Genomic DNA, 26285 nt, shown 5'->3' with positions numbered 1-26285 from the left:
CGTGTCCGTTTCCGTAAAGGGAAAGCAGAGAAACCCACTTCCCCCAAAGATTGAAATGAGAATCCGAATTGCAGCCCTATTTTTCGCCGCCCTCGCAAGCTCCGGCCTGAGCGCAAACCAACCCTCTCCCGTCATGACAGAAGCGGGTCTCGTTCAGGGCCTCGCCGAAAACGACCTCGTTATCTACAAGGGCATCCCCTTCGCCGCGCCACCCGTTGGAGAGCTGCGCTGGAAAGCCCCTCAGCCCGTCACCCCCTGGCAGGGAGTGAGGTCCACCACCGATTTCGCCCCCGACCCCTACCAAGGCGATGGCCAAGGAAACGTCAGCGAGGACTGCCTCTACCTCAACGTCTGGACGCCCGCCCAAAACTCCGACGAGAAGCTGCCCGTCCTGGTTTGGATCTACGGCGGCGGTTTCTCCTTCGGCTCCACCTCCACCCCGGTCCACAACGGCGAACACCTCGCCCGCAAAGGCGTGGTGCTGGTGAGCATCAACTATCGCGTCGGCACGCTTGGCTTTCTCGCCCATCCCGAGCTCAGCGACGAATCGCCCCACGGCGTATCCGGAAACTACGGACTAAAGGACCAGATCGCCGGTCTGAAATGGGTACAGGAAAACATCGCCGCTTTCGGAGGCGATCCGGAAAAGGTAACCATTTTCGGCGAATCCGCCGGCGGCATCTCCGTCAGCATGCTTTGCGCCTCGCCTGAAGCCAAAGGGCTATTTCGCGGCGCCATCTCGCAAAGCGGCGGCTCCTTTGGACCAACCCGTCCCACCACCTATCCCGGCGAGAACATGCGCACCCTCGCCATGGCCGAGCAATCCGGCGTCGAGTACCTTAAGAACGCCGGAGCGGACAGCCTCGCCAAGCTGCGCGAACTCTCGCCAGATAAGCTTCCAGGCGGCTGGGGCACCGGCACCGCGTGGCCCATCGTCGATGGATTCGTCATTCCAGACGTTCAGCATGTAATGTACGAGAATGGCAACTACAACGATGTCGACATTCTCGTGGGCTACAACTCCGACGAAGGTCTTAGCTTCTCGCGCGAAAAGACCGTCGAGGAATGGAAAACCAACGTGGAAACCCGCTACGGTCCCTTCGCCGAGGAGCTCATGGCTGCGTATCCACCCGTTGGTGACCGTGTGAGCAAGACCGCCCGCGACCTCATGCGCGACGCCGCCTTTGGCTGGCAGACCTGGGCCTGGGCCACCCTGCAAGCGAAGACTGGCGATTCCAAAGTGTTCTACTACTACTTCGACCAGCACGCGGATCATCCCGCCGACTCCGAAGCAGCCGATCACGGCATGCCCCACGGCGTCGACGTGCCCTACGTTTTCCAAACCCTCGATCCGAACGACAAGAACCTAGACGAGGGCGACTTCAATATCTCGGACACCGTATCAACCTACTGGACCAACTTCGCCAAGCGCGGCGACCCAAATGGCCCAAGCGTTCCCGAGTGGCCCGAATACACGCTCGAGAACCGCAAGGTCATGTACTTCAACGACACCGCCTCCGTCACCGAAGTCCCCAGCGCCTGCGCTCTGGAAGTCCTCGACGACTACTTCGAATGGCGCCGCACCCCCGAAGGCAAAGCCTGGGCCAAGTAGCCCGATTGAGGACCATTGATCTCCCATTGGACCACTGAGCGTCCTCCGATCTCATGACGATGAAACGATCCGTAGACTGGTTGTTCAGCAGCAATACAAGGTATAGATAAAATATAGCCAAATATAGATTCCTATCAATTTGCTCGGAGACTCGCGATGCCGGAAAATTCCCGCAACCAAAGCGCTCACCACTCCAAAGATCGATAGCGCGAATCATTATACCTCATGAAAAAAGCTGTTGCCCCATGGAGGCTCATCGCTTCCACAGTTATATTCTTGTTGCTTCTAGCAACACTTGTCCGGTTTGCGTCCGAACCTACGCTTGATGGCTACTCAGGCCAGCCTACACGCATTTCCCCGAATGAATCGATCGATGGAGGCTACGTCTCCGAAGCCGTTCCGCCGAGTGCTGCTCCATCAGACCCAGAGACTTCATTTGAACAACGAGCTCCCTTGCAGGCAAATCCCGCGATGGACTGGAGCAAGTCTCGGATACTAGAAGAACGCTTTTCCGCCGCGGAGACTAAAGACGCAGCATTGATCATTCGCACACGTATCGTTTTCGATGATACGTTAGGCTTACCCATCGAACTGGAGGAACTGGTCTCCACAGCGACCCCGAGCTCCAAAGTCGAGAAACTGATTTCCTCGCATGTAGCAAATCAGGTTCTGATCTCATTCGAAAAGGATGTATCTGAAAAAGACCTACAGAACATTGCGGAAGCAATTTCATGGGAGGTGCATTCCTACTCGCCAGAATCGTCTCTAGCAGTGCTACAGACTGATGAGACGGGAATCGGCACTACCGACAAAGCAATTTCAGCTTTGGCCGAGTTTCGAGATTTGATTACGGCAGAAGCGAACCCTATCGTCTACGCCCTTACAAACCCGCCAAACGATCAACGATACCAAGCAGACGACCAATGGGGACTTGGCCCAAAGTCGGAATTTGGTATAAACGCATCCGAAGGATGGTCGCTCAGAACGAACACTGACAACGCGGTCATCGCTATCATCGATACGGGTCTTCGCCTCGACCACGAGGACCTTGCCGCCAACCTTTGGACTAACGTATCCGAAATCCCAAACAACGGGAGAGATGACGACAACAATGGATACATCGACGACATACATGGCATCAACGCGATCACCAACAGCGGAGATCCCAGCGACGACAATGGCCATGGCACTCACGTATCCGGCATCGCAGGCGCGGTAGGCGACAACGGGATCGGCATCGCAGGCGTCGCATGGAGCACACGCTTGATGGCCATCAAAGCGCTCAATTCAGACGGTCGAGGTACGACCGCTGATATGATACGCGCTCTGGACTACGCAGGCTTGAGCGGGGCTTCCGTTGTCAACGCAAGCTGGGGATCCGACAAGCGCTCGAGCGCTCTCGAGCAAGCCATTCAACGCCTTCGCAGCAAAGGGATCGTCCTAGTGGCAGCAGCCGGAAACGACGGGGTCGATATCAGCGAAGTCGGAAACCGCGTCTACCCAGCCTGCTTCGACCTAGACAACATCATCACGGTAGCCGCTTCCAGCAAAACGGGAGGTCAAACGTTCCAATCGAACTGGGGACGAGCTGTGGTCGATATTGCAGCCCCTGGCTTCGGAATCGTGTCCACCTGGCACACAGCAAGCAATGCCTACACAAGCAATAGCGGCACCTCCATGGCCGCACCATACGTATCCGGCATGATCGCCCTCGCTGCAGCAGAATATCCTACGGCTAGCCCCAGCGAGCTCATCGACCGGATCTGTCTGACTGCCCATCGCAATAGAAACCTCGCGCTCGCCGCGAAGTTCAGCGGAATACCCGACCTCTACGCCTGCCTCGCGACCAGAGAGCTTCCGCGCGGACCGATTCTCTATTCGTCTACCGACGCGACCTCAGTCCGCTTCGCTGGAGAGTCTACTAGCTTCGAAGTAGAGGCAGATAGTGATACAGAGGTCAGCTATCAATGGCTCTTGGATCGAGTTGAAATTGCCGGGCAAACCACTCCCATACTCTCGCTAAACGACCTGACCATCCAAGATGAAGGCGAATACACCCTCATAGCCACCAACGAAGAAGGAGCTTCGGAAATCGCCTTCTTTCTAGATATACTCGAGGTCGATGCAGAGCTGGAAGCTGCCGCCGACGCTTCGGCAAATATCGATATCCTCACCACAAACGAGACTCCATGGCAGGTCATCGAGGACCCCGAAAGCAAAGGGGGCACCGCTATCGGATTTCCTTCAAACCGTACCAATGCCTACTCGCAATTGTTTCTGAGTTTTCAAGGTCCCGCCACCTTGCGCTTTAAGTGGTTCGTCGATCAGAGCTTCTACAACTTCTGGTTAAACGCTGAGACGACATCCCGCTCTCCCCGCCTATACGACGAATGGCACTACATGGAGGTCGATTTCCCAGAAGCGAAAGAGTATAAGATCGACTGGGCGATCAAACCTGAAAGTCGGTACGCATGGCCTCGACCGATTCTGGGCAAAATCGATGATGTAAACGCGTATCCGTTCCAACAGACGCCTCCACTGATTCTAAAGCAACCCACCGGAACGAGAGGAACAGACGACCATTGGCACACGCTTGCGGTCGAGGCGATCGGAAACGACATCAGCTATCAGTGGTACCAGAACGGAGAGCCCGTTCCCGACGCCACGGAGCCGCAACTTAATCTTGGATACTTGGATTCAAGCAAAGCAGGCGACTACTACGTGATCGCATCAAGTCCCTACGGATCAGAGCAAAGCGAAACCGCTCGTGTCCAGTTCATCGATACCGCCGACTATCCCGAATTCGATAACCCCAATGATATCCGAGTAGACGCCAACGAGGGCGATTCCACTACCCTTTCCTTTCCCATCACGGGGGCTGAGCCGATGCTGTATCAGTGGTACAAGTACGACAACGCCATCCCCGGAGCGACGCAACGCACCCTCACTCTCGCCCCGGCCCGCATGGCCCATGGAGGCGAGTACCGGCTCCGCATCTCCAATAGCCTCAATCCCAACGGAATTCTGAGCCCAGAGCTGTGGCTCACTGTTCATCCCTCCAAACCATTCCCACCAAAATTCGATGGATCCATCGATCGCTTGGAAACCACTGTTTTTAGCGTCGGCGAAGAACTCCAAATCGGCGTCGGCAGCCCTGGCGTTGGCGACTTCGATTACCAATGGTTTAAGGATGGCCTTCCAATCGAGGGAGCAAACGAATTGGAACTGGGCTTGGACTCGGTCTCCCTAGAAGACGCTGGGGTCTACTATCTGGAAGCGAGAAACAGTGTCGGCGTTTCACAAAGCCATCGTATACAAGTCTTCGTGACAGGAGTCTACAACGAGGCTCTCGACAACAGTGAGCTCGAATTCATCAGCCAATCGGCTCTCCTTACCACGGACCCCGATGAGGCCTTCGACGGAGAAGATGCAGTTAGACTGATAGACGCGCACTTCCTTCAATGGCCAGCTCCAAGCTACTCGAGTTGGATGGGCGGAAGCGGGCTCAAGACAACCCTAACCGGACCCGTCAATCTATCCTTTCGTTGGAAACAATCAATCGGCTCCACCAGCGATCTATGGGTGAAGCTGGATTCCGAGATAATCGCCTACGCTGAGGCCAGCGGCGAATGGGAGCAACTCATCGTACATGTACCCGCTGGTTCTCACACCCTCAATTGGGTTCACCAGGCTACGCATGCTGATCAGCAAGCTTGGCTCGATACGATCGCTTTGACCGACAAACCCGCCTTTTCACACGTATCCAAACCGCTGACACTCGTATCGCAGCCGACCACAACTCTATACGCAGAAGCCAAGGGCTCTGGAACGTTCAGCTATCAGTGGTTTAAAAACGGAGCCAACCTACCTGGTGAAACCGCCGCGAGCCTGGTTCTGGATTCATCTAAAATCAACGAGAACGACCGCTACCACGCCGAAGTTTCTTCCGAGTTTGGAACCATAGCTACTGAGAAAATAGCTCTCGTCCATCCTTCAAAACTCTATGCATTGGCACCTCCTGACCTAGAGATTGATGCCGAGAGTTCTTGGGGAATTAAGCAAGACAGAGAACCTGGCGCCTCAGGCGATTTTCGGGCTCTCAAGCTAACGCTACCTCCACAGCAGGCCGCGACCCTGAGCTTTACCACCTCGCAAGCCTCCACCCTCGGCTTGAAAGGATACTTCGTTCAAAATCTGGTCATAAAGGCCTTTTTGGATGGAAACGAACTCGAGGTATTGAAGCCCTCATCCCCTCAATCCGACTTTCCCCTTGCTGTACACATCCCGGCCGCTGGCGATTTCAAAATTGTATTCGAAAATCCAGACGATCAGTACGACGAGGATCTCGAAATTTCAGATTTCGTAAACACTGACGCTCCCTTTATAGCCCGCTCGCCCGACCTAGACTATCTCACGCAAGGCAACTCATCAGAACAGGAGCTCCGATTCCTCTCCACGCCAAACTCCACCGTACGCTGGTATCGAGAGGATCAGCTTTTGTTCTCCGAAGAACTGTCCAACTATTTCATATCGCGCCCCGAATTCGACCCTTCGCTCGTCGAGGGCACGGTGTATTGCGAAATTGAAGACAGCTACGGAAACATCACCCGCTCGGAAGACATCCACTACCGGCCGCGCCTCACAGGCCTAGAGCTTCTCGATCTCGCAGACTCCGACTACTCGTTTGAGGGAGTTTCGATCTCATACGATAACGAACAGAAACAGGCCGGCGACTACTCGATTCGCGTGCCGATCACTCCAGCGACAGAAAAGGCCACCCTGCAAATTTCGCCTCCTTACTCCCCAGATCCCAAACCCTACAGCGTCTTTCTAAAATCAAATAGCCCTCACCTCGAGATATACTCGACCGACCTACTGGGCTCTCGCCGAAAGCTCGCAGTGGGAGCCGATTGGACAGAAGTCGTGATGCTGGTGGACAGCCGTAGCCCCTGGAATTACGCCTTCGAGATTGAAAACCCGCAAGGAACCGAAGCATCCCTCTGGGCAGACAACATAAAACCGTACGAAAAACTGCTCATCGCCAAGCAACCAAAGAACTTCGCGAGCTTCATCGGGGGGCCAGCGTGGTTCAGCGTCGATGTCTATCCTCAGGAAGGCGTGGAAATTCAATGGTACCGCAACGGCACCCCTATCGCAGGAGCAAACGCCTCGCAAATAGAACTGGATAGCGTTTCCTTCGAAGACCTTGGATCCTACACGGTCAGAGCGACTCTCGATGGAGCAAGCCTCCAGAGCGAAGCCGCAGAGCTGAGTCTAGCGGAGCCTATGGGATTCGCCGTGAATCAACCGGGCATAAAAATCGCCACTTGGGGCGACGCTTTTTGGCACGTCGATCGAGCGATGTCCTACGACGACACGCACTCTCTCGTATCAGGTGATATTGGAGATGGAGAATCAAGTGGCATCCGCTTCTATTTCGACGGAGTAGCCATGGGACACGCGTTTAGTTATTATCAATTCTCAGGGGACGATCCCTACAACTCATGGCAAAGCGGTCGGTTTTATACCGATCTCGAAAATCCATATATTGAATACAAGGTAGAAATCCCATTGCGTATCGATCAGTATCAGAGTGCTCTAGTGAAGACATGGGTCGATCAAATAAGCGTTCAGCCTTTGCCGATGACAAGCTATCGCGATTGGGTCGTGAACCTGGAAGCTTCGCGGACTGTTTCGACTGAACTATCTCCCATCTCCGACCCTCAAGCAGACACAGACGGCGACGGCTTGATCAACTTGTTCGAATTCGCTCTAAATCTTGACCCCTATCGAGCGAGCTCTCCACCAACCATACAGACGAGTTGGCTAGATGAAACGCTTGTGGGTGAAATCGAATACGAAGCAATCACCCATCCGGACTATCATATCGCCATAGAAGTGAGCGACGACATGCAGGAATGGTATCCTGTTGCTGCTACCATCGAAAGCACTCCGTCTTCAAACTCCCCATACAACTCCATTCGCGCACGTTTCGAGCTCAATACAACGAACGAAGCTCCACAATTCTGGCGATGGTCTATCTACGGCACCCAAACAGCCAACTCTCCTGTAGCTCCGCTCTATTCTACCACAGAGAAGTGAGACTGCTCACCTTTATCAATCACTCGACTGACCAAAAAAAACAACCGTCATGAAAAAACTGATACCCCTAATCCTACGCCCCTTCCTGATTCTCGCTCTCGCAGCTCCATTCGTTTCTGCAAACGCTAGTGAGGACTTCGAAAAAGAAACCTTCGTCATCGTGCACGGAGCCACCGCCGGTGGCTGGGAGTGGAAACAGACCGGCAACTTCTTGCAAGAAGACGGTCACGAGGTCTACCGGGCCACTCTCACCGGACTCGGCGAGCGCCTTCACCTATCTACCCCCGACATCGACCTCGAGACCCATATCAACGACGTGGTAAACCTCATCCTTTTCGAAGACTTGCACGATGTGGTGCTCTCCGGACACAGCTACGGCGGCATGGTCATCACTGGCGTGATCAACAGAATCCCTGATCGCATCAAACACGTCATCTACCTCGACGCCGCAGTGCCTGATCACGGCGAGTCGCTTTGGGACATGTTTGGCAGCAGAGGACCAGTCGACGAATCTCGTTTCGCCGACGGCATGATGCTCACCCCTTGGGTCAACGAAGACACCAAGCCGCCACACAGCGCGCCCCAATCGATCAAAACCTTCAGCCAAGCCGTTTCCTACGACAACCCCGCCGCCAAAGCCTTGAACGTCACCTTCGTGGCCTTCATTCCAGAAGATCAAAGCGTAGAAGAACGCTCCAAGAGCAAGGCCTGGCAACGCGCCAAGGAACGCGGCTGGACCATCCGCACCTTCCCCGGCGGCCACGTGGCCCAGCAAGAAGACCCGCGCGGCGTGGCTTCCCTCATGGCGGAAAGTGTCCACGACGTGAATACGAAGGCGGAGTAACAGCCCACCACCTACCATGAAGAAGCGCTATTTCCCAATCCTGCTGGCTCTCGCAGCCGCCCACCTGTCGTTCGCCGAAGCGTTGCCCGGCACCCCTGCCAGCACCAACGCCCCGGGGGCGGACTACCCGCGGATTCTCTCCGACAATCGAATCCTATTTCAAATCGAGGCCCCCAATGCCCAGACCATCGCCTTCCACACGGATAAGACGTATCCGGCGAGCAAGGACGACAAGGGCATATGGACAGCGACCACCGACCCGCAAGTCCCTGGCTTCCACTACTACTGGCTGGTCATCGACGACGTACGGGTAAACGACCCCGCGAGCGAAACCTTCTACGGTACCGGCAAGCAAACGAGCGGAATAGAAGTCCCCGAATCCGGAGACGCTGGAGCCTACTACCAAACGCAAAACGTACCGCACGGCGAAATCCGGGAACGCTGGTACCACTCCTCCGTCACCGAAGGGCCACGTCGCTTCTTCCTCTACACTCCTCCAGGCTACGATCAATCTCCCGACACCCGCTACCCGGTTCTCTTCCTGCAGCACGGCGGCGGCGAGGACGAGCGCGCCTGGCCGATCCAAGGTCGCGTTGCGAATATCATGGACAATCTCATCGCCGCAGGCGAAGCCGAGCCGATGCTGTTTGTCATGGAACGTGGATACGCCCTTCGCCCCGGCGAAGAACCCATTCCATTCCGCATGGGACCGGACGTTTCGATGGAGGAACTCAATCGCCAAATGCTGAAGCGATTCGCCTCGTTCGAAGCGGTTATTCTGGAGGATGTCATCCCTCTCATCGACGCTAAATACCGCACCATCCCAGACCGCCATCACCGAGCCATCGCCGGATTTTCAATGGGCGGATTTCAGGCCTACATGATCGGGCTCCAAAACTTGGATACCTTCGCGTCCATCGGCGGCCTTAGCGGAACCGGCCACTTCGGCACGGCTGACATCGATCCAGAAACCTACTACGGCGGTGTCTTCGCTGATCCCGACGCCTTCAACGAGAAAATGGACCTCATGTTTTTCGGTCACGGCACCCACGAGCCCGAGCGCATGATGGATGGCTTCAACGCCTTCCACGCCAACCTTACTCGCGTCGGCATCGACCACGTCTACTTCAAGTCCGAAGGAACCGGCCACGAGTGGCTCACCGAACGTCGCAACCTGCGAGAACTCGCCAAGCGCCTTTTCAAGTAGCCCCATGAATACTCGTCTCCTGACCTCGTCTGCCGTCCTTTTCTTCGCTGCTCTAGTCTACGCGGAGCTTCCACCCGAAACCATGCCCGCTCCCTCAAACGTCCCCGGCGCAGATTACCCGAGACTCGACGCCGAAGGACGCGGGTACTTTCAGGTCAAGGCCCCGGAAGCCGAACAGGTTCAAGTCAATCTCCCCCAAGGGCAATATGACCTAAAAAGGGATAGCGATGGTATTTGGAGCGTCACTACGCCACCGATCGAGCCCGGCTTCCACTACTATGCATTTAGCATCGACGGGACCATGGTCTTCGACCCAGGAAGCCAAGCTTTCTTCGGCGCCAGCCGCCACGGTAGCGGTATCGATGTGCCGGAGCCAGGAGTCGATTTCTACGAAGTCAAGAATGTCCCCCACGGCAACCTTCGCTCTGAGCGCTACTACTCCTCTGTCACCGATTCTTGGCGACGACTCTTCGTCTACACGCCACCAGGCTACGACAAATCTCCCGACACACGCTACCCCGTTCTCTACCTACAACACGGGGGTGGGGAAGACGAAACCGGCTGGGCCAACCAGGGTAAGACCGACCTCATCCTCGATAACCTCATAGCCGAAGGGAAAGCCGTTCCCATGCTGGTCGTCATCGCTAACGGCACGCTCCCTCGTCCAGAGGGCATCCCCTTCGGCTACAGCCGCGAAGGCATGGTTCCCTTCGCAAATGAGATGCTGGAAAACATCGTTCCTTTCATCGATCAAAACTACCGCACCCAGCCCGACGCCAGCCACCGAGCCCTTGCCGGACTCTCCATGGGCGGAGGCCAATCCTTCATAGTCGGTCTGGCCAACACGGACACCTTCGGCTCCATTGGCGCCTTTAGCACCGGCCTTTTCGGTGGCATTCGCAGCAAAGACCCTTTCGACGCGGAGGAGTTCGTTCCCGGTCTTATGGCTGATGTTGAACGCTTCAACGAGAAGCTCGACCTCTTTTATCTCTCCTGCGGCGAGCAGGACGAACGTATCCAGTTCACCAAACAGGTCGTATCCGACTTTCGCTCACACGGACTCGAGGTCGAGTTCAACTCCTTCCCTGGCGGCCACGAATGGCAAGTGTGGCGAAAGTCGCTGCACGACATGGCCCAACGCCTTTTCAAACCTTAGCTGAAAAACACTTAGCGCCCAAGGACCGCGGCTTTCAACCGACTGAGACCAATGGCCTTTTCCAACCAAACATCCTAATCGAATACGAAGCAAAAGAAGCACCCTGAACATTTGAATTCACGTTTTTCCACCCACCAAACTCCGAAAGTCAGAACGATGACGCTTAAGCTGTTTCCCATTTTCTCTATCTTCGCTATCTGCTCCCTTTGCTCAGGGCAGTCCTTCCGGCTCAACCCGATCATTTCACCTGAGGTCCACCCTGATAAACGGGTCACCTTTCGACTGCGGGCTCCCAATGCGGAGTCGGTAGAACTCAGCGGCCAGTTCCAAAACGTGAACCGGCAAATGCAGCAGCGCGAGGATGGCATTTGGACCGTCACTCTCGGACCGATAAAACCCGACCTCTACCCGTACCACTTCGAGGTCGACGGGATCGCCATGAATGATCCCAATAACCAGCACCTCTTCCCCAACGAGGGCTTCAAAGCGAGCTTGCTGGACGTGCCGAGCGACGAGGGTTCCATCTACGCTCAGAAGGACGTCCCGCACGGCAAGGTAAGCTACCACTTCTACGATTCGGAAATCGTGCAGGAAAACCGTTCCTTCATCGTGTACACGCCACCTGGATACGAGCGAAGCGATGAGAGCTACCCAGTCTTCTACCTCGTCAGCGGCACCACTGATACGGAGGAAACCTTTTTCAAGGTGGGGAAAGCGAACTTCATTCTCGACAACCTGATCGCCGTGGGGAAGGCAAAGCCCATGATCATCGTGATGCCCTACGGCAACATGCGCGTGGGCACGCCTCGCCCTCATACGCCCGAAGCGGCCCTGATGTACGACCGCTTCGCCGAAGTGCTCATGCAGGAGATCGTCCCGTATGTAGAGAGCAACTACCGCACCATAAACGAACGATCCAGCCGAGCCATCGCCGGCTTCTCGCGCGGCGGGGGGCAATCGCTTTTCACCGGTTTCAAATACATCGATGACTTTGCTCACATCGGCTCCTACAGCGCCTACCTCACCCCGGAAGTCTTCGAAACCTACTTCGGCCCGCTCCTCAGCGATCCCCAAAAAACCAGCCAACGCCTGGAGACTCTCTGGCTCGGCGTTGGCGAATCCGATTTTCTATACAAACCTGCGGTCGACTTCATGGACTACCTGGAAGCGAAGGGGATCGAGCGAGAAACGCTCATCACCGAAGGCGGGCATACTTGGATGAACGCTCGCCATTACCTCTACGAAACCGCCCAACGCTTCTTCCAGTAGAAGCTCATCCTTCATTCTGAATCACCCGTGAGCGCATTCCCAGCCCGCCACCTTCGAACGCCCGCGTTCCTACTCCTCATAGCAGTGTCGGTCCTGCAAACCTGGTCCGGCCTCCTTATCGCCGAGTCATCGAGCCCTGCCCCCATCGAGACCGAGTTCGTCTATGAAGCGATCGTGGAAATCGAAGCTCCGGTCGAAGTCGGGAAAACACCGCTGGGCCAGCGACGTTTCATTCCCATCACCGGCGGCACCTTCGAAGGTCCAAAGCTCAAGGGCGACGTCATTCCCGGCGGAGCCGACTGGCAACTCTCCCATCCAAATGGGGCCACCGAAGTAGACGCCCTCTACGCCATCCGCATGGACGACGGCACGGTGGTCATCGTGCGAAACACTGGTCTTATTTCCGAGCAAGGCGGATACATGAAAACCGCCCTTCGCTTCGAAGCCCCCGAGGGTCCGCACGAGTGGCTCAACAAATATCAATTCGTTAGCTCCATCGCAGGCGGGCCTCGCCCCGGAACGGTCATCATCCGCGTTTTCCGCGTTCTGTGATCGTATCGGCGAAACCCTCTCAACCTGGCAAAACCACAGCCTCCCGTCTTCAATCCCTCCCCCCAAGATTCTTGACTTTCTTAAACATCTCTTGAGATACATCTCCACAGATGAATTTCGCGGACATGCTTCTCGTTTCAAACTCGCTGCGTTCTGCAGCGTTGGAGTGGATCGTCCCTCCAGACTTGGATCCACGCATCAGCCCTGGCGAGCTGCGGGTGACCGACTTCCTGATCGACCAAAACGAACCCGTTCGCGTGCGAGACATCGTCGACCACTGTCAACTTGCCCAAAGTCGGGCCTCTACCGTGGTGCAGACCCTGCAGAAACGCGGTTGGGTCGAGATATCGACCAATCCCGACGACCGGCGCACCACCACGGTTAAAATAAAACCAGAAGTCGCCAAGCCTGCCCGCGAACTCCTCACCAGCAACGCCCAAAACGCCTTCGAAAAACTGCTCGAGTCCATATCGACCGAGGAACGCGAAACCATCGAAAAGGGCTTGCAGTGCTTTGCGGACGTCCTTCGCCGCAAAGGGAAGCTGAAGCCCTACTCCGTTCAGTAGTCACTCCCCAACTACAACTCCCTTACCCCTATGAATACGAAAACACCCCGCTTCCTCATAAGCTCGCTCGCAACCAGCGCTCTGCTCATTACTCCAACCTCCGCCACTCTAGCGGCTTCCAACTATCAGAAACGAGCGAGGGAACTCGTCTCGCAAATGACTTTGGAGGAAAAGGCTAGCCTCTGCTCGGGCGGCACCATGTGGACTACTAAACCAATCGATCGGCTCGGCTTACCATCCATCACGCTGACCGATGGTCCTCACGGCGTGCGAATGGCTGACCCGAACTCCGGCTTGAACGGGCTCAACGCCAGCCTTCCCGCCACCTGTTTCCCGACTGCCCCGGCTCTGGCCGCAACTTGGAATCTCGACCTGATCCGAGAAGTGGGAGAAGCCCTCGGTCAAGAATCGCAAACCCATGGCGTGCAGATCCTACTCGGTCCAGGGGCCAACCTGAAACGCTCCCCCCTCGGCGGACGAAATTTCGAATACTATTCCGAAGACCCGCTTCTCTCCGGCTCCTTGGCTGCAGCGTGGATCAAAGGCGTGCAAAGCAAGGGAGTCGGCGCCTCCCTGAAGCATTTCGCTGCCAACAACCAGGAATGGGAGCGCATGGCAGGCGACTCCATCGTAGGGCCAACAGCGCTACACGAGATCTACCTTCGCTCATTTGAAATTCCGGTACGCCTCGCTTCGCCTTGGACCATCATGTGCGCCTACAACAAGGTGAACGGCGAATTCGCCTCGCAAAACAAGACCTTGCTCACCGACATCCTACGCGACGACTGGGGATACGAGGGAATCGTGCTCTCTGACTGGGGCGCCGTCGACGACCGAGTCAAAGGCGTCGAGGCGGGGCTGAATCTAGAGATGCCGAGCTCCGGCGGCTACAACGACCGGAAAATCGTCGCAGCCGTGCAAGCTGGCGAGCTAGAAGAGTCAATCCTCGACCAAATAGTCACCGACATGGTCGCCATCACGCTGCAAGCTCACGCTGGTATCCCAAAAGACGCGACGTTCGACGAGGCTGCCCATCATGCCCTCGCCCGACGCGTCGCAGCCGAAGGAGCTGTTTTGCTTAAAAACGAAAACGCAACCCTGCCCCTCAGCGAAAAGCGTGACCGCAGCATCGCCATCATCGGTGAATTCGCCAAGCGCCCTCGCTACCAAGGAGCGGGCAGTTCGCAGGTCAATCCGACCCAACTCGACAACGCCTTCGCGGAGCTCACTGATATGCTCGGTAGCGACCTCTCGCTCACCTTCGCTCAAGGCTACGATTGGGAAGGCGCGACAACGCCGGAGCAGCTCCACGAAGCTGAGCAAGTCGCTCGCGTCGCGGACCATGCGATCGTCTTCATCGGTCTTCCGGACAGCTACGAATCCGAGGGATTCGACCGCGCCAGCCTCGAGCTTCCGGAAGGGCACAATCAGCTCGTGGAAAGCGTCGCTGCCGTATCCAAGCGCACTACGGTGTTGCTGATGAATGGTTCGCCGGTAGCCATGCCGTGGATTGATCAGGTCGACGCCATCGTAGAAGCCTACCTAGGCGGTCAAGCTGGCGGAGGCGCTATCGCCGACATCCTGACAGGCGCTGTCAATCCGTCCGGAAAACTCGCCGAAACCTTTCCTCAACGCATCGAAGAAACTCCGACGTATCCAAATTTTCCTGGACGCGATCGTACCGTACTCTACGGCGAAGGCGTATTCATAGGCTACCGACACTACGATGCCAAGCGCCTCGAACCGCTGTTCCCCTTTGGCCATGGCTTGAGCTACACGACTTTCGAGCTGTCCGAGCTTGAGCTCAGCGGGAAAGACATCGAAGCCGACGCAGGTCTCGAACTCAAAGTCACGGTGAAGAACACTGGCTCCCGCGAAGGAGCGGAAGTCGTTCAAGTTTATGTTGGAGAAAACGATCCAGAGGCCCCGCGTCCCGTACGCGAGCTAAAGGCCTTCAAGAAAGTCTTCCTTAAACCCGGCGAATCCCAAACCGTTTCCCTGCAGCTCTACCGAGACGCCTTCGAACAGTACGACGCTGAACGAGAAGAATGGATCGTACGCTCTGGCGAATACACCATTTCGGTTGGCCGCTCGTCACGCGATCTCCCGCTAGAGAGCACGGTGAGCGTAGACGGAGGAAAGCTGCCGCTGCCGCCGCTCACCCCTATGTCGACCTTCGCCGAAGTAGAACGTCACCCGACCGGCAAGCCGATCTACGACAACTTCATCGCCCAGATGCAAGGCGACCAACCTAAATTGGAAGACTTGAACCTTTCGCCCGACGACTACGCAGCTGCCAAGAAAGCTCGCGAGACCATGCTCGTCTTCCTGCGCGAAATTCCGCTGCAAAAGCTCGTCATGCTATCGCAAGGCGCCTTCACGGAAGAAGCGATGCAAGGCATCATTCAGGCAATCAACAGCGCGGAAAGCGATTCGTTCTCCGACTAACCCGAAGAAGACACATGAAACGCTTGCTTCTACTCGCCGCGCTCCTTGTCAGCGCCCTCGCCTCCGCCCAAACGAATTACCCAAGTGGAACGGTAGTGACTTCCAAACTACACTCCGCTCACCTTGAAAACGACATGGGCGAAAATCCCGAACGCGCAGTTTCAGTTTACTTGCCGCCGGGTTACCACGAATCCGAACAACGTTACCCCGTGATCCACTTTCTGCACGACTTCACGGGCGACAACACCATGCTGGAACCCATGGCTGGCTTGCTCGATTTAGCCATCGCCACCAATCGAATTCGCCCCTTCATCATGGTCATCTCCGACCAGAAAACCACCTACGACGGGAGCTTCTACAGCAATTCCGGAGTTTTCGGCAATTGGGAGGATTTCACGGTTCAAGATCTGGTCGCGTATGTGGATGACCACTACCGGACTATCCCCGATCGCAATAGTCGCGGTATCACTGGTCACAGTATGGGCGGCTACGGAGCTCTATTGCTAGCCATGAAATACCCGGATGTATTCGGGTCGGTCTATGCTCTGAGTCCGGGAGCTTTGGCCATCGTCCGCGAATACGGACCCAACAGCGAAACCTTCAAGGAGTTCGCCACGATGGAAACAGAAGAAGACCTTGCTAAAACATACTTTGGGAAAGTGGTAGTCGCCTTCGGTCGTTCGTGGTCGCCCAATGCGGACAAGCCTCCTTTCTACACGGACCTGCCATTCGACTATAGTAGCGGCCAGCTGGAAGTGAATGAAGAGGCGCTGCAGAAGTGGTACGACAACATGCCCATGTACTTGATCGATCACTACAGGGAGAACCTTCTTGAGCTCCGGGCCATCAAGCTCGATTGGGGACGCAACGCCGGCGAACGCTTCACCATCCAGTGCTCCATGTTCAGCCAGCGCTTGGAAAACGCGGGCGTCCCCCACTTCGCCGAGGAATACATCGGCACCCATGTCAACAATATCTATACCCCCGAAGGCCGCATTCCTCAGCAGATGCTGCCATTCTTCGACTACTACTTAGACTTTTAACAACAGAAACTGATATAGCCCCATGAAACGCGCAACTACTTCCCTTTTCGCTTCTCTCGCGATCGCAGCAGCTTCCACTGCCCTCGCCCAAGACTCCTTCAAGGTCGGGCTGGACGAAGCGACCAATGGCAGCTTCTCCATCGACCCGGAATTGCCGGCGGATGGAATGGTACCGGCCGGCACCGTTATCACAGTATCCACGAAACCTGACAAAGGCTACACGCTCGACGCAGGCTACTACTCGGTCCCCGGACGCTGGGGCGCCATGTATTATGAATCCATGACGCCAACCTTCGAAGTCGTCGTGGATCAGGAGAAAAACATCGGCGCGTCTTTCATCAAAAAGAGCGAAGTCGACCACATCGACGTCACTCACAACATCACCTACGCCCAGCCCGGGAAGAAGCCGCTAAACTACGACGTCTTTTCTCCGAAAAAGGCCAAGAACCTTCCCGTCATCGTCATTATTCACGGTGGCGGTTGGACCACCAACAATGAGGATGTCATGCGCGGACTCGCTCGCGAGCTGACGCGCGACAGCAAGTTTGTGGTAGCCAGCATCGACTACCGCTGGGCGGGCAAAGCGGATGGAGACGCCACTCTAACGACGATGTACAGCATTATCGAGGACTGCTATGGAGCCATCGCTCACATCATGGAGCACGCGGCCGACTACGGCGGCGATCCCACCCGCATCGGCGTCACTGGTGACAGCGCTGGCGGCCACCTCTCGGCCTCCATTTCTCTTATGATCGAACGCATCGGCGATGGCGGATTCGGCGAGCAAGACGGCGTCTTCGAGTTCGAGCCCACCTACCTGCCGAAGGGAAAAACCGCTGATCAAGTCCGCGAAGAAATGCTTGCCGCCATCCGCGCGGCCGCCCCCAGCTACGGAGTCTTCGCGGGCGAATGGCTGAAGGCTGACGCGGAAAATCCCGAAGCTACCGCCGAGTGGGACCGAGCCATCCAACCGCTGCACGCCATCCCCAACGCATCCGATCGGGCGATTCCCCAGTATTTGACGCTCGGTACTGAAGACCCGCTCATCTCAGATGAAATGTGTACTCAGTTTATGGATGCGCTCGTCGCCAAAGGCCAGCGTGTCCAATACGTGCAAATCGGGGGAGCTGGCCACGCCTTCTTCGACTGGAAGCCAGACGCTCAAACCAAGTCCGTGTTTGATCAATACGGCCGCTACTACGCAGCGGAAATGAGAGCGTTTTTCGAATCGATCCTTTATTAACCTCTCTGGTTGCTCCTCCCGACGAGCCCAAGACGCGCTTCACGACTATGAAAACAATCATCATCGCCACCGTTCTCTTCGTAGTCTCTGGAGTGTTCGCCCAGAGCCGCGAAGTTGGCCCCTATACGCTTCATCCGATCGCCCCAGGAGTCATACGGGTCGAAGACGCCAATCATACGAATCCCCCCGGCCTCCACTACGATGAAAACGGCGAAATCAACGGTTTCAACAACTGTTCCGACATGTACCTCGTGGTCGGAGGCGAGCGGGCCCTCCTGATCGATTTGTCCAACTTCATCACTTGGCACGACGATGCGGTCGGCTCGCTACAGACCTTGGTTAAAGAGGAAATCGGGGCGCGAGAACTAGTGATCGCGATCACTCACGTTCACGGAGACCACACTGGAATGCTGCCTGCATTCAGAGACGACGAGAACGTCACTTTCTGGATACAAACGGAAGAGTTCGCAGGAAAGGACTTGTTCCCAGTCGAGCGTACCACCCCTATATCCAGCCACCCTTCGCTCGATCTAGGCGGTGGTGTCATTGTGGATACCCTGGAATTGCCGGGTCATACCAGCCATTCGACCGTCTATTTCCTGCGCGGAGAGAACCTGCTTTTCAGCGGGGACGCGATCGGATCGGGCGGCGGCGTTTGGATCTTCTCCGCCGAGGGTTTCGCTCGCTACCGAAAGAGCGTCGATCAGCTCATAGAGTTCATCCAAAATCCAGCCCATGGGATCGCCGCGGAGGATCTCCAGATATACGGCGGCCACTACTGGCAAAAAGGCGAAAAGGACCTGCTCACCATGCAGTACATTCTCGATATGAAGTCCTTGATCGGTGAAATAAAAGCGGGCAGCGCCAAAGAAGAAAGCGTCAGCTTCAGTCCTTATCTGGATACGAACTTTAGCTACGGAGAAGCGACCATCACCTGGAACAAGGCCGACTCCGAGAGCTTTCAGAATGAGTAGCCTCGCGACGGCGAGAATCCCGTCCACAAAAGGCAAGGCTTTCGGGTTTTGGCTTAGAGTTTCTCCCCAGCGACCGCTGTCAGATATCCGGAGAAACGACATGGGTGACGAAAAGCGATTTTTCGGGTGAAAAAAGGTCTCTGAAACGCTAGAGGGCTTTACAGTTCGGGCATCATTTCAGACTTTGAAAGGGAGGCAATAGGATCTACCAGCCGAACGTCTCCCTGACTTAAACTTTTAAGTTCACACTAGTCATTCACTCTACCGAGCGTAACTCCCGCTCAATCGCCCGCGAAAGCTTGATGGGGAAGGAAACCCATTCTGATCGTCAAATCGAGCGAGCTGAAAAAACAAACACCCAACCTACCTTAACGTGAAAAAACGATTACTACTACTGAGCGCCCTGCCAGTCGCGTTGTCAGCCCAACCCAACGCGGACCTAACCGTCCGTATCGACGCCGAAGAACGCTCCGAGGCCATCAATCCCATGATCTACGGCCAGTTCATCGAACACATGGGCCGCTGCATCTACGGAGGCATCTGGGCCGAGATGCTCGAAGACCGAAAGTTCTACCATCCCATCACCGAGGACTACAACCCCTACGGCGACCAGACCCTGGCCGACCCAGACTTTCCCGGCGTCATCGACGCTACCGAGTTTCCCGTAGTGTCCGCCTCGCCTTGGGAGATTGTCGGCGAGCCTGCGGGCGTGACGATGGTCACTGAAGACAGTTTCGTGGGAAAACATACCCCTCGGATCGCCAGCGGCAGCGGCGTTCGCCAGAATGACCTCGGCGTCAAGGAAGGTCTCGACTACCCGGGCTATCTCTGGGTCAAGCCCATCGGCGGTACTGCCGAAGTGGATGTTCGCCTAAGCTGGGGCGATGGCGAAGGTGAATCCAGCGCCCAAAAACTCAGCTTCTCCGGCAAGAAGTACGCTAAGAAGTCCTTTTCCTTCACCCCGGACAAAACCACCTCGCAAGGCGCCTCTCTCAGCGTGCGGGTCCTGCGCGGCACCGTCCAACTGGGCACCCTCTCCCTCATGCCAGGCGACAACATCGACGGCATGCGGAGTGATACCATCGAGCTGCTCAAGGAACTCGACTCCCCGCTCTACCGCTGGCCGGGTGGAAACTTCGTCAGTGGCTACGATTGGCGTGACGGCATCGGCGACCGCGATCGACGTCCCCCACGCGTCAATCCAGCGTGGACCGGCGTGGAGCACAACGACTTCGGCACCGACGAATTCCTCGCCTTCTGCCGTCTGCTCGAAACCGAGCCCATGATCGCCGCCAACACCGGATTCGGCGACGCCTACTCCGCCAAGCAATGGGTCGAGTACGCCAATGGCGACACCTCCACCATCGGCGGCAGCTGGAGAGCCGAAAATGGTCACAAGAAGCCTTACGACGTGAAGTACTGGTGCGTGGGCAACGAAATGTGGGGCAACTGGCAGCTAGGCCACATGCAGCTCCACCACTACACCCTCAAGCACAACCGCGTGGCCGAAAAGATGCTGGAAGCGGACTCCGATCTCATCCTCATCGCTTCAGGCGACCTGGAACGCATCAATACCGAAACCGACCCGGTGATGGCTCGCCGCGGCGTCACTTGGACCGAAGGCATGCTCATGGCTAGCCATGAGTACATGGACTACATTTCCGAGCACTTCTACGTCGGCCGCGTACCTTGGTCCGATCAAGGACGCGTCGACATTGCGACTCACTTGGAAAACATGCGCCGAGCCATTCGCAACAAGGCCGAAGGTCACCGCAAGCTCCAGCCGACGCTCGAGGAGCTAGACGGAAAACAGATGCCCATCGCCATGACCGAGTGGAACTACTGGCACCGCACCTACAAGTACGGCGAGCTGGGCTGCGTCTACGACGTAGCGGACGGACTGGGTATCGCCGCAGGTCTGCATGAGTTTTTCCGCCACACCGACATCATCGACATGGCCTTGTACGCTCAGACTGTTAACGTTATCGGAGCCATCAAAACCACCCGCATCGCTGCGGAAATGGAAACCACCGGCCTCGCCCTCATGATGTATCGCCATCACTTCGGCACACAGCCGGTGAAGGTCGAGTTCGAACACGATATGCTGGATGTCTCCGCCGCCCTCACCGAGGACGGCAAGGCCCTCACCCTCTCCGTGGTCAATCCCACCGAATCGGAAATCACCGTCGGCTTGGATCTCAGTGGATTCGATCTGAGCGATGCCGGCACCCGCTATCACTTCAGCGGTCCGGACGAATTCGCCCACAACACCCCCGGCAAGGAGCGTGTGATCGAAATCGTGGAAACCGAGATCGCCAATGCCGCCGAGGGCCTCAGCTCCCCCGCCCTCAGCGCTTCGATCTACGTCCTACCGCTGAAATAGACAGAGCCTCTGCAACGCGAGCCCAGCCCGCTCGCTGAAACTTCCGCAAAGAGCGTCCGCCAACCGGACGCTCTTTTTGTATCCAACGGTGGCGCTCACCGAGTGGACCCAGCCTCGCGCTCTCTTCAACCCGAGGTAGGGCGTGGCCGCCGCGCCACGCCTAATCCAGCCGTATCAAGAAAACGCCTACCTATCGAATGTCGCTTTCACGCCTTATCCGCTCGCGCACCCGGAAAATTCACTTCGATACGCGTGCCTCCCTGATCTCTCGGCGCCTTGATTAGCCGCCAACCACAGGTACGGCAAAGCCGTTCGACGAGCGTCAAGCCATACCCGTGCCCTGGCTCCGGCACCGAAGCAGACTCCTCGCCAACACCCTTGAATTCAGGCAACCCCGGACCGTCGTCCTCGACTCGCAAACGGGCCTCGCCCTCCACCGAATCCAAGCGCACGCACAGCTCGCCATCCGCGAGATGCGTGAAGGCGTTTCCGATAAGATTGTGACACAACACTGCTAGTACTTCGCGGTGACAGACGATCGTCACCGTCTGGTCCAAAAACAATCGAATCCGCAGCGGGTGCGTCGGATAGAGAGCGCGAATTTCATCGACCACTTCAGAGACGACTTCTACCGCGTCAACCGATTGCGTCGGCATCCGATGATGGCCTTCCCGGGCGACCATCAAAAAAATCTCGATCAAACGTTCCATGCGATGAACCGAACGTTCGATGCGACCAAAATAACGATCTTTCGCAGAATCATCCGCGCTGGACTGAAGCAAGGCGACCGCTCCTTTCAAGGTGGCGACTGGCGTGCGCAACTCGTGGCTGCAATCCGCCAAGAAGTCGCGCTCACGTGCGAGGGACTCGCGCAGACGCCCTTCGTAGGCATCCAACGCGCCCTCAAGAAAACCCACTTCGTCGTGGTCAACGCGCTCAGATCGTCCCGGTGAAAGCGAGTCGGCCTTTGTATCTGGATTTCGTTTCTGCACACGCTCCGCGAGAGCGACGACCGGCTTCAACGCCCACTGGGCAATCAACCTACTCGCGGAAAGCGCCACCACAATGACGACGAGCGCTGCAATCAGGAGCGCGATTTGAAGCCAACCGACAATCGCGTCGGTATACTCGTCCGCCGAACTGACAAGCCAGGTCGCCGTCTCCCCCTGTCCTGGCGAGTCGACCCAAATCACAAGTTCTTCTTCCCAGCCCGACCACTCGGGCAGCTTCATGTAGTCGAAATAACTATACATCACTTTCGTCCGATGCTGCGAGCTGTCGCGAAATGCTGAATACAGTCCACGCTCCATGGGCGGATCCGCAAGTCCGAGCGCTTCGCTGATCGATTCGCTGGAAGTATAGCGGGTCACACCAGGCGGCAGCGGAGCCTCAGCCCCGGACTGAGCCACATGTTCAAGCAGGTGCTCATAGTACTTGTTCCGGATGAGCTCTTCGGCTGTGAGCAACAGCATCCATCCAATCATCGCGAACACGGCGGTCAGCGAAACAGCGAGGCCCACAAGCAGCCGACGAATCCGCGAAGCTAAGCGGCTGGGCGAACGTTTCTTTCGTTCACTCATTTCGGCTCTCGGGCTCGACCACGGCCATCTGATAACCAACTCCGCGGTGCGTGTGCAGCAAAGCGGTGGATTCCGCTCGATCTACTTCGGCCCGCAAGGTCGCGATATGCGTGCGCAGCGCGTCGCTGCCGGGCGGGTCATCCGCCCAGAGGTGACGCTCCAGCTCCTGACGGGGGACGACTGCCGGGGATCGCGCCAACAGGTATTCAAGGATGGAATAGTCCATGCGGGTAAGGACCAACCTTCGATCGCCCCTCCGCACCTCCCGAGTGGAGGAATTCAACTCCAGGTCGTGCAAACGCAATACCGAGCTCGGAGACTGAGCTGAACTGCGCCTCACGATGGCGTGCAATCTAGCCAGCAATTCCGGCAAAGCGAAGGGCTTTACCATATAATCGTCCGCGCCGGCCGCGAACCCCGTAAGCCGGTCGTCGAGCAAGTCCGCAGCGGTCAGCATGAGCACCGGAATGCGCGGCGCGATGCTGCTGCGCAAACGACGGCACACTTCGAGCCCGTCGATAACCGGGAGGCGAAGATCCAAAATCACCGCTGCGTGCGTCTGCTCGCTCACGCGGTGCAACGCGAGGGCTCCATTGGGCACATAGTCGACACTCCAACCCCGTTGCTCGAGGTAATCCTGGATATTGCCAGCCAGATCGAAATTGTCCTCCACCAGGAGAACGGGTGCGTTGGGAGCATCGTTCATTTTCAAAAGCGGAGCTGGTCAAACAGGACTGCCGTCCGCGAGGGTTCCAACTTGCTGGCCGAAACCCGTATCCATTTCAACCTGTTTGTCCTGCAAGGCGGAGTCGGGAGGACGATTTTGCGTTTCCTTAACGTTCGTCTCACGATGCGTTCACGGGCCCTCGCGTAGACTCTCGAGTCTATATGAGCAAGACTTCGAGACAGGTTTTATGGTTCGCTTTGTCGGTGGCGCTTTTTGGCTTTCCGCTAGTTGTCCACGCCGCTGAGGCACCCGGCGGCATGACGATTGTGGTGAAAGATCAAATCACAGACCGGCCGCTCGCAAACGCCCAGATCACCATCACGGAACGGGAAACCAATTCCACGCAATCGCTCGAAACCGACGGGCAAGGTCGGGTGGTCATCGAACAGCTCGACCCGGGCCTCTACTCGGTAAACGTAGCCAAAAACGGTTTCGCTTCGTCCTATGAGCCCAGTATCCGCGTCATAACGCGCAAAGACATATTGGTCGAATTCGAACTATTCGAGCCTCTCGGAGAAGCGGTGACGCTTGAGGGAGTGGAAGTACGAGCACGACAAGCGGATGTATTCGCGTCGGCTTCCAGCGCCTATCGCAATCGAGAAGAATTGCGAAGCTCGGTGGGAGGCGGCGCAGATCCGCTGCTTTCCTTGGATGGCCTGCCTGGCTTGGTATCCACCAATGAATTCGCAAACTTCAGCGTACGCGGTCGCGGCCCGCGGGATAATTTGATCTTCGTAGACGAGTTTCCCTTCGACAAAGCGGTACACTTCGATGCGACTCTGGGAGAAGAAGAGGATGTCGGCGGAGGCGGTCGTTTTTCCATTTTCGCCCCAAATACCATCAGCGGAGCAGAATTCTCGCCCGGCGGATGGGGTCCGGCTTATGGCGGCCGGGCCGCATCGTTGCTCAAATTGGAAGTCGCCGGCGGCAATCCAAGCCCTTCCGCAAGCCTGCGCATCGACATCGCCGGCAACGAATTCGGATACGACGGTCCTGCCGGGATTACGGACGGTTCCACTTTGCTGGTTTCCGCCCGAGAACTGGATTTCGGCGACTTTTTCGAAGACATCGAAGAGCTAGACATCGGGGACCCTACCCTAAGTGATATCATCGTAAAGTCAGTCATACCCATCAATCTGAGGCATACCTTCGAGCTTCTGCTCATCGATACGCAGGAGGATTATATCCGGGATGTGACTCATGTTGAGGCATCGCCTAACTTCGAAGACGTGGCCCTGCTGGATTTCACGCAGGATAGCGATTTGTACGGTTTCACCCTGCGGTCATTGCTCGGTGCGGACGCGGTTTGGACCAACAAGGTGTACTACCGCAAAAGCGACAAGACCAGCTCGGAGGGTGAAGCCTTTCCCGACCTCGCACCGCCCGGATCGCCAGCATCCAGTTATCCGATACGAGAAGACATCATCACCATCAGCGAAGGCGAGAAGGAGCTCGGCTGGCGGAGCGACTTCACCACCCCAAATCAATGGGGCGTATTCAGCGCAGGCTTACAAACAACACAAGTAGAGCTGGACTACAGCACAGTCTTGGACGGCGACTGGATCCGCTTTGTCTACGACCAGGACGACTTCAGACCCAATCCCGATCAGCGCTATATCACGCTGACCCCTGCCGACACCAACTCATCGCTCAATCAGAAAGAAACGAACTACGCAGCCTACATCGACCAGGTATTCGAGCGCGGCGAGTGGGATTTTCGCACTGGTCTGCGTTTCGAACGAGATGGCTTTGCCGATGAAAGCTTCGCGTCGCCACGGTTCAGCGTCAATTGGCGGCCGAGCAATACGGTTCGGTACTTCGCAACCGCAGGGCTCTTTCACCAGTCGCCACGGTATCTAGACCTCGCCGCTGACACCTCGAACAAGCTTGAGAATGAGGAGATCACCCATGGTAGCGTCGGCGTCCAATTTTATCCAAACGAAAACTGGTCCGTGCTGACCGAAGCCTACTATCAAAATCTCGACAATCTTGTAGTCGACCTCGACCGCGTAGACGGAACGTATTCTAATATTGGTGACGGAACATCCTACGGTCTTGATATCGTAGTCAACGGTACCATCCGTCAAGGCCTCTACGCCACCGCGACCTACTCCTACAACGATTCCGTGATCGACGAGAAGGATGGCCGTGGCGACGTCGTTGCCGACTTTAGCCGAGAGCATGTCGCTACCCTCGGCATGACTTGGGAAATCAACGATCGCTGGAAGATCGGGGCTCGCTACAAGTACCTTTCCGGTCGGCCGTACGACGACTTTATTATCCACTCAGATGTTCTCGGCGCTGGAGAACCGCTGCGCTTCTCCAAGGAGATCACCGAGCGCAACGTCGGTCGCAACAGTGGATACGGCTTATTGAACCTTCGCATCGACTATCGCCGCTCATTCGGCCCCATCGATGTAACCACCTTTCTCGATGTCATCAACCTGACCGCAGCATCGTCGAGCGACGATACTGAGTTCGACTACCGCCGCGGCGTCCAAGTGGAAGACGAAAGCGAAGCCGAGCCGATCATCGGTCTGCGGCTAGACTACGCTTGGTAAACAGAAAGAACCGTACAG

The 26285-nt window shown here is 56.5% G+C and carries 16 protein-coding genes; 14 read left to right on the top strand and 2 right to left on the bottom strand.

Features of this window, described 5'->3' with window-relative positions; all coding sequences use genetic code 11:
• The first annotated feature begins 55 nt into the window (after nt 1-55).
• From QEH54_RS10735 to QEH54_RS10675, 13 genes are all read left to right on the top strand, one after another.
• Nucleotides 56-1612 carry a carboxylesterase family protein gene (locus QEH54_RS10735; RefSeq protein ID WP_345785649.1) on the top strand — a complete coding sequence of 519 codons (1557 nt, stop codon included), beginning with the start codon at nt 56-58 and terminating at the stop codon, nt 1610-1612.
• Nucleotides 1613-2065: 453 nt separating this feature from the next.
• Nucleotides 2066-7714 carry a S8 family serine peptidase gene (locus tag QEH54_RS10730; RefSeq protein ID WP_309018671.1) on the top strand — a complete coding sequence of 1883 codons (5649 nt, stop codon included), beginning with the start codon at nt 2066-2068 and terminating at the stop codon, nt 7712-7714.
• Between the two features lie 49 nt (nt 7715-7763).
• Complete coding sequence (locus tag QEH54_RS10725) at nt 7764-8558, top strand: alpha/beta fold hydrolase (protein WP_309018670.1); 795 nt, start codon at nt 7764-7766, stop codon at nt 8556-8558.
• A 16-nt stretch (nt 8559-8574) separates the two neighbouring features.
• Nucleotides 8575-9765 (top strand): alpha/beta hydrolase-fold protein, encoded by a 1191-nt coding sequence (locus QEH54_RS10720; RefSeq protein ID WP_309018669.1) that lies wholly within the window; start codon nt 8575-8577, stop codon nt 9763-9765.
• A gap of 4 nt (nt 9766-9769) precedes the next feature.
• Nucleotides 9770-10921 carry an alpha/beta hydrolase-fold protein gene (locus QEH54_RS10715; RefSeq protein WP_309018668.1) on the top strand — a complete coding sequence of 384 codons (1152 nt, stop codon included), beginning with the start codon at nt 9770-9772 and terminating at the stop codon, nt 10919-10921.
• 156 nt (nt 10922-11077) lie between these two features.
• Nucleotides 11078-12190, top strand: a complete 1113-nt coding sequence (locus QEH54_RS10710) for an alpha/beta hydrolase-fold protein (protein ID WP_309018667.1) — start codon at nt 11078-11080, stop codon at nt 12188-12190.
• Nucleotides 12191-12217: 27 nt separating this feature from the next.
• Entirely contained in the window at nt 12218-12742 is a 525-nt protein-coding gene (locus tag QEH54_RS10705; protein WP_309018666.1) for a DUF3237 family protein, read from the top strand.
• 110 nt (nt 12743-12852) lie between these two features.
• Nucleotides 12853-13308 carry a MarR family transcriptional regulator gene (locus QEH54_RS10700; protein WP_309018665.1) on the top strand — a complete coding sequence of 152 codons (456 nt, stop codon included), beginning with the start codon at nt 12853-12855 and terminating at the stop codon, nt 13306-13308.
• 156 nt (nt 13309-13464) lie between these two features.
• Nucleotides 13465-15756, top strand: a complete 2292-nt coding sequence (locus tag QEH54_RS10695; protein ID WP_345785652.1) for a glycoside hydrolase family 3 C-terminal domain-containing protein — start codon at nt 13465-13467, stop codon at nt 15754-15756.
• Nucleotides 15757-15770: 14 nt separating this feature from the next.
• Nucleotides 15771-16799: an alpha/beta hydrolase-fold protein gene (locus QEH54_RS10690; RefSeq protein WP_309018663.1), complete on the top strand. Its 1029-nt coding sequence runs from the start codon at nt 15771-15773 to the stop codon at nt 16797-16799.
• A gap of 22 nt (nt 16800-16821) precedes the next feature.
• Nucleotides 16822-18042, top strand: coding sequence for an alpha/beta hydrolase (locus tag QEH54_RS10685; RefSeq protein WP_309018662.1), 1221 nt, complete (start codon nt 16822-16824; stop codon nt 18040-18042).
• A gap of 47 nt (nt 18043-18089) precedes the next feature.
• Nucleotides 18090-19016, top strand: coding sequence for an MBL fold metallo-hydrolase (locus tag QEH54_RS10680; RefSeq protein WP_309018661.1), 927 nt, complete (start codon nt 18090-18092; stop codon nt 19014-19016).
• A gap of 373 nt (nt 19017-19389) precedes the next feature.
• Nucleotides 19390-21399: an alpha-L-arabinofuranosidase C-terminal domain-containing protein gene (locus tag QEH54_RS10675; RefSeq protein WP_309018660.1), complete on the top strand. Its 2010-nt coding sequence runs from the start codon at nt 19390-19392 to the stop codon at nt 21397-21399.
• 206 nt (nt 21400-21605) lie between these two features.
• Here the strand turns inward: QEH54_RS10675 and QEH54_RS10670 are convergent, their stop codons facing one another.
• Together QEH54_RS10670 and QEH54_RS10665 are read right to left on the bottom strand one after the other, a co-directional pair.
• The gene (locus QEH54_RS10670) at nt 21606-22979 is read right to left on the bottom strand and encodes a HAMP domain-containing sensor histidine kinase (protein ID WP_309018659.1); all 1374 of its coding nucleotides are present in this window, start codon (nt 22977-22979) and stop codon (nt 21606-21608) included.
• On the bottom strand, nt 22972-23685 hold the full coding sequence (locus QEH54_RS10665; RefSeq protein WP_309018658.1) for a response regulator transcription factor: 714 nt from the start codon (nt 23683-23685) through the stop codon (nt 22972-22974). Before QEH54_RS10665 ends, QEH54_RS10670 begins: the two co-directional genes overlap by 8 nt.
• Before the next feature lie 182 nt (nt 23686-23867).
• Here QEH54_RS10665 and QEH54_RS10660 point away from each other — a divergent pair, with 182 nt between their 5' ends.
• Nucleotides 23868-26267 carry a TonB-dependent receptor gene (locus tag QEH54_RS10660; protein WP_309018657.1) on the top strand — a complete coding sequence of 800 codons (2400 nt, stop codon included), beginning with the start codon at nt 23868-23870 and terminating at the stop codon, nt 26265-26267.
• Nucleotides 26268-26285 lie beyond the last annotated feature (18 nt).

Source organism: Pelagicoccus sp. SDUM812003, from assembly GCF_031127815.1.
GTDB lineage: Bacteria > Verrucomicrobiota > Verrucomicrobiia > Opitutales > Opitutaceae > Pelagicoccus.
Note: the sequence above shows the minus strand (reverse complement) of the source record. Positions and strands in the feature narration are given on the sequence as shown.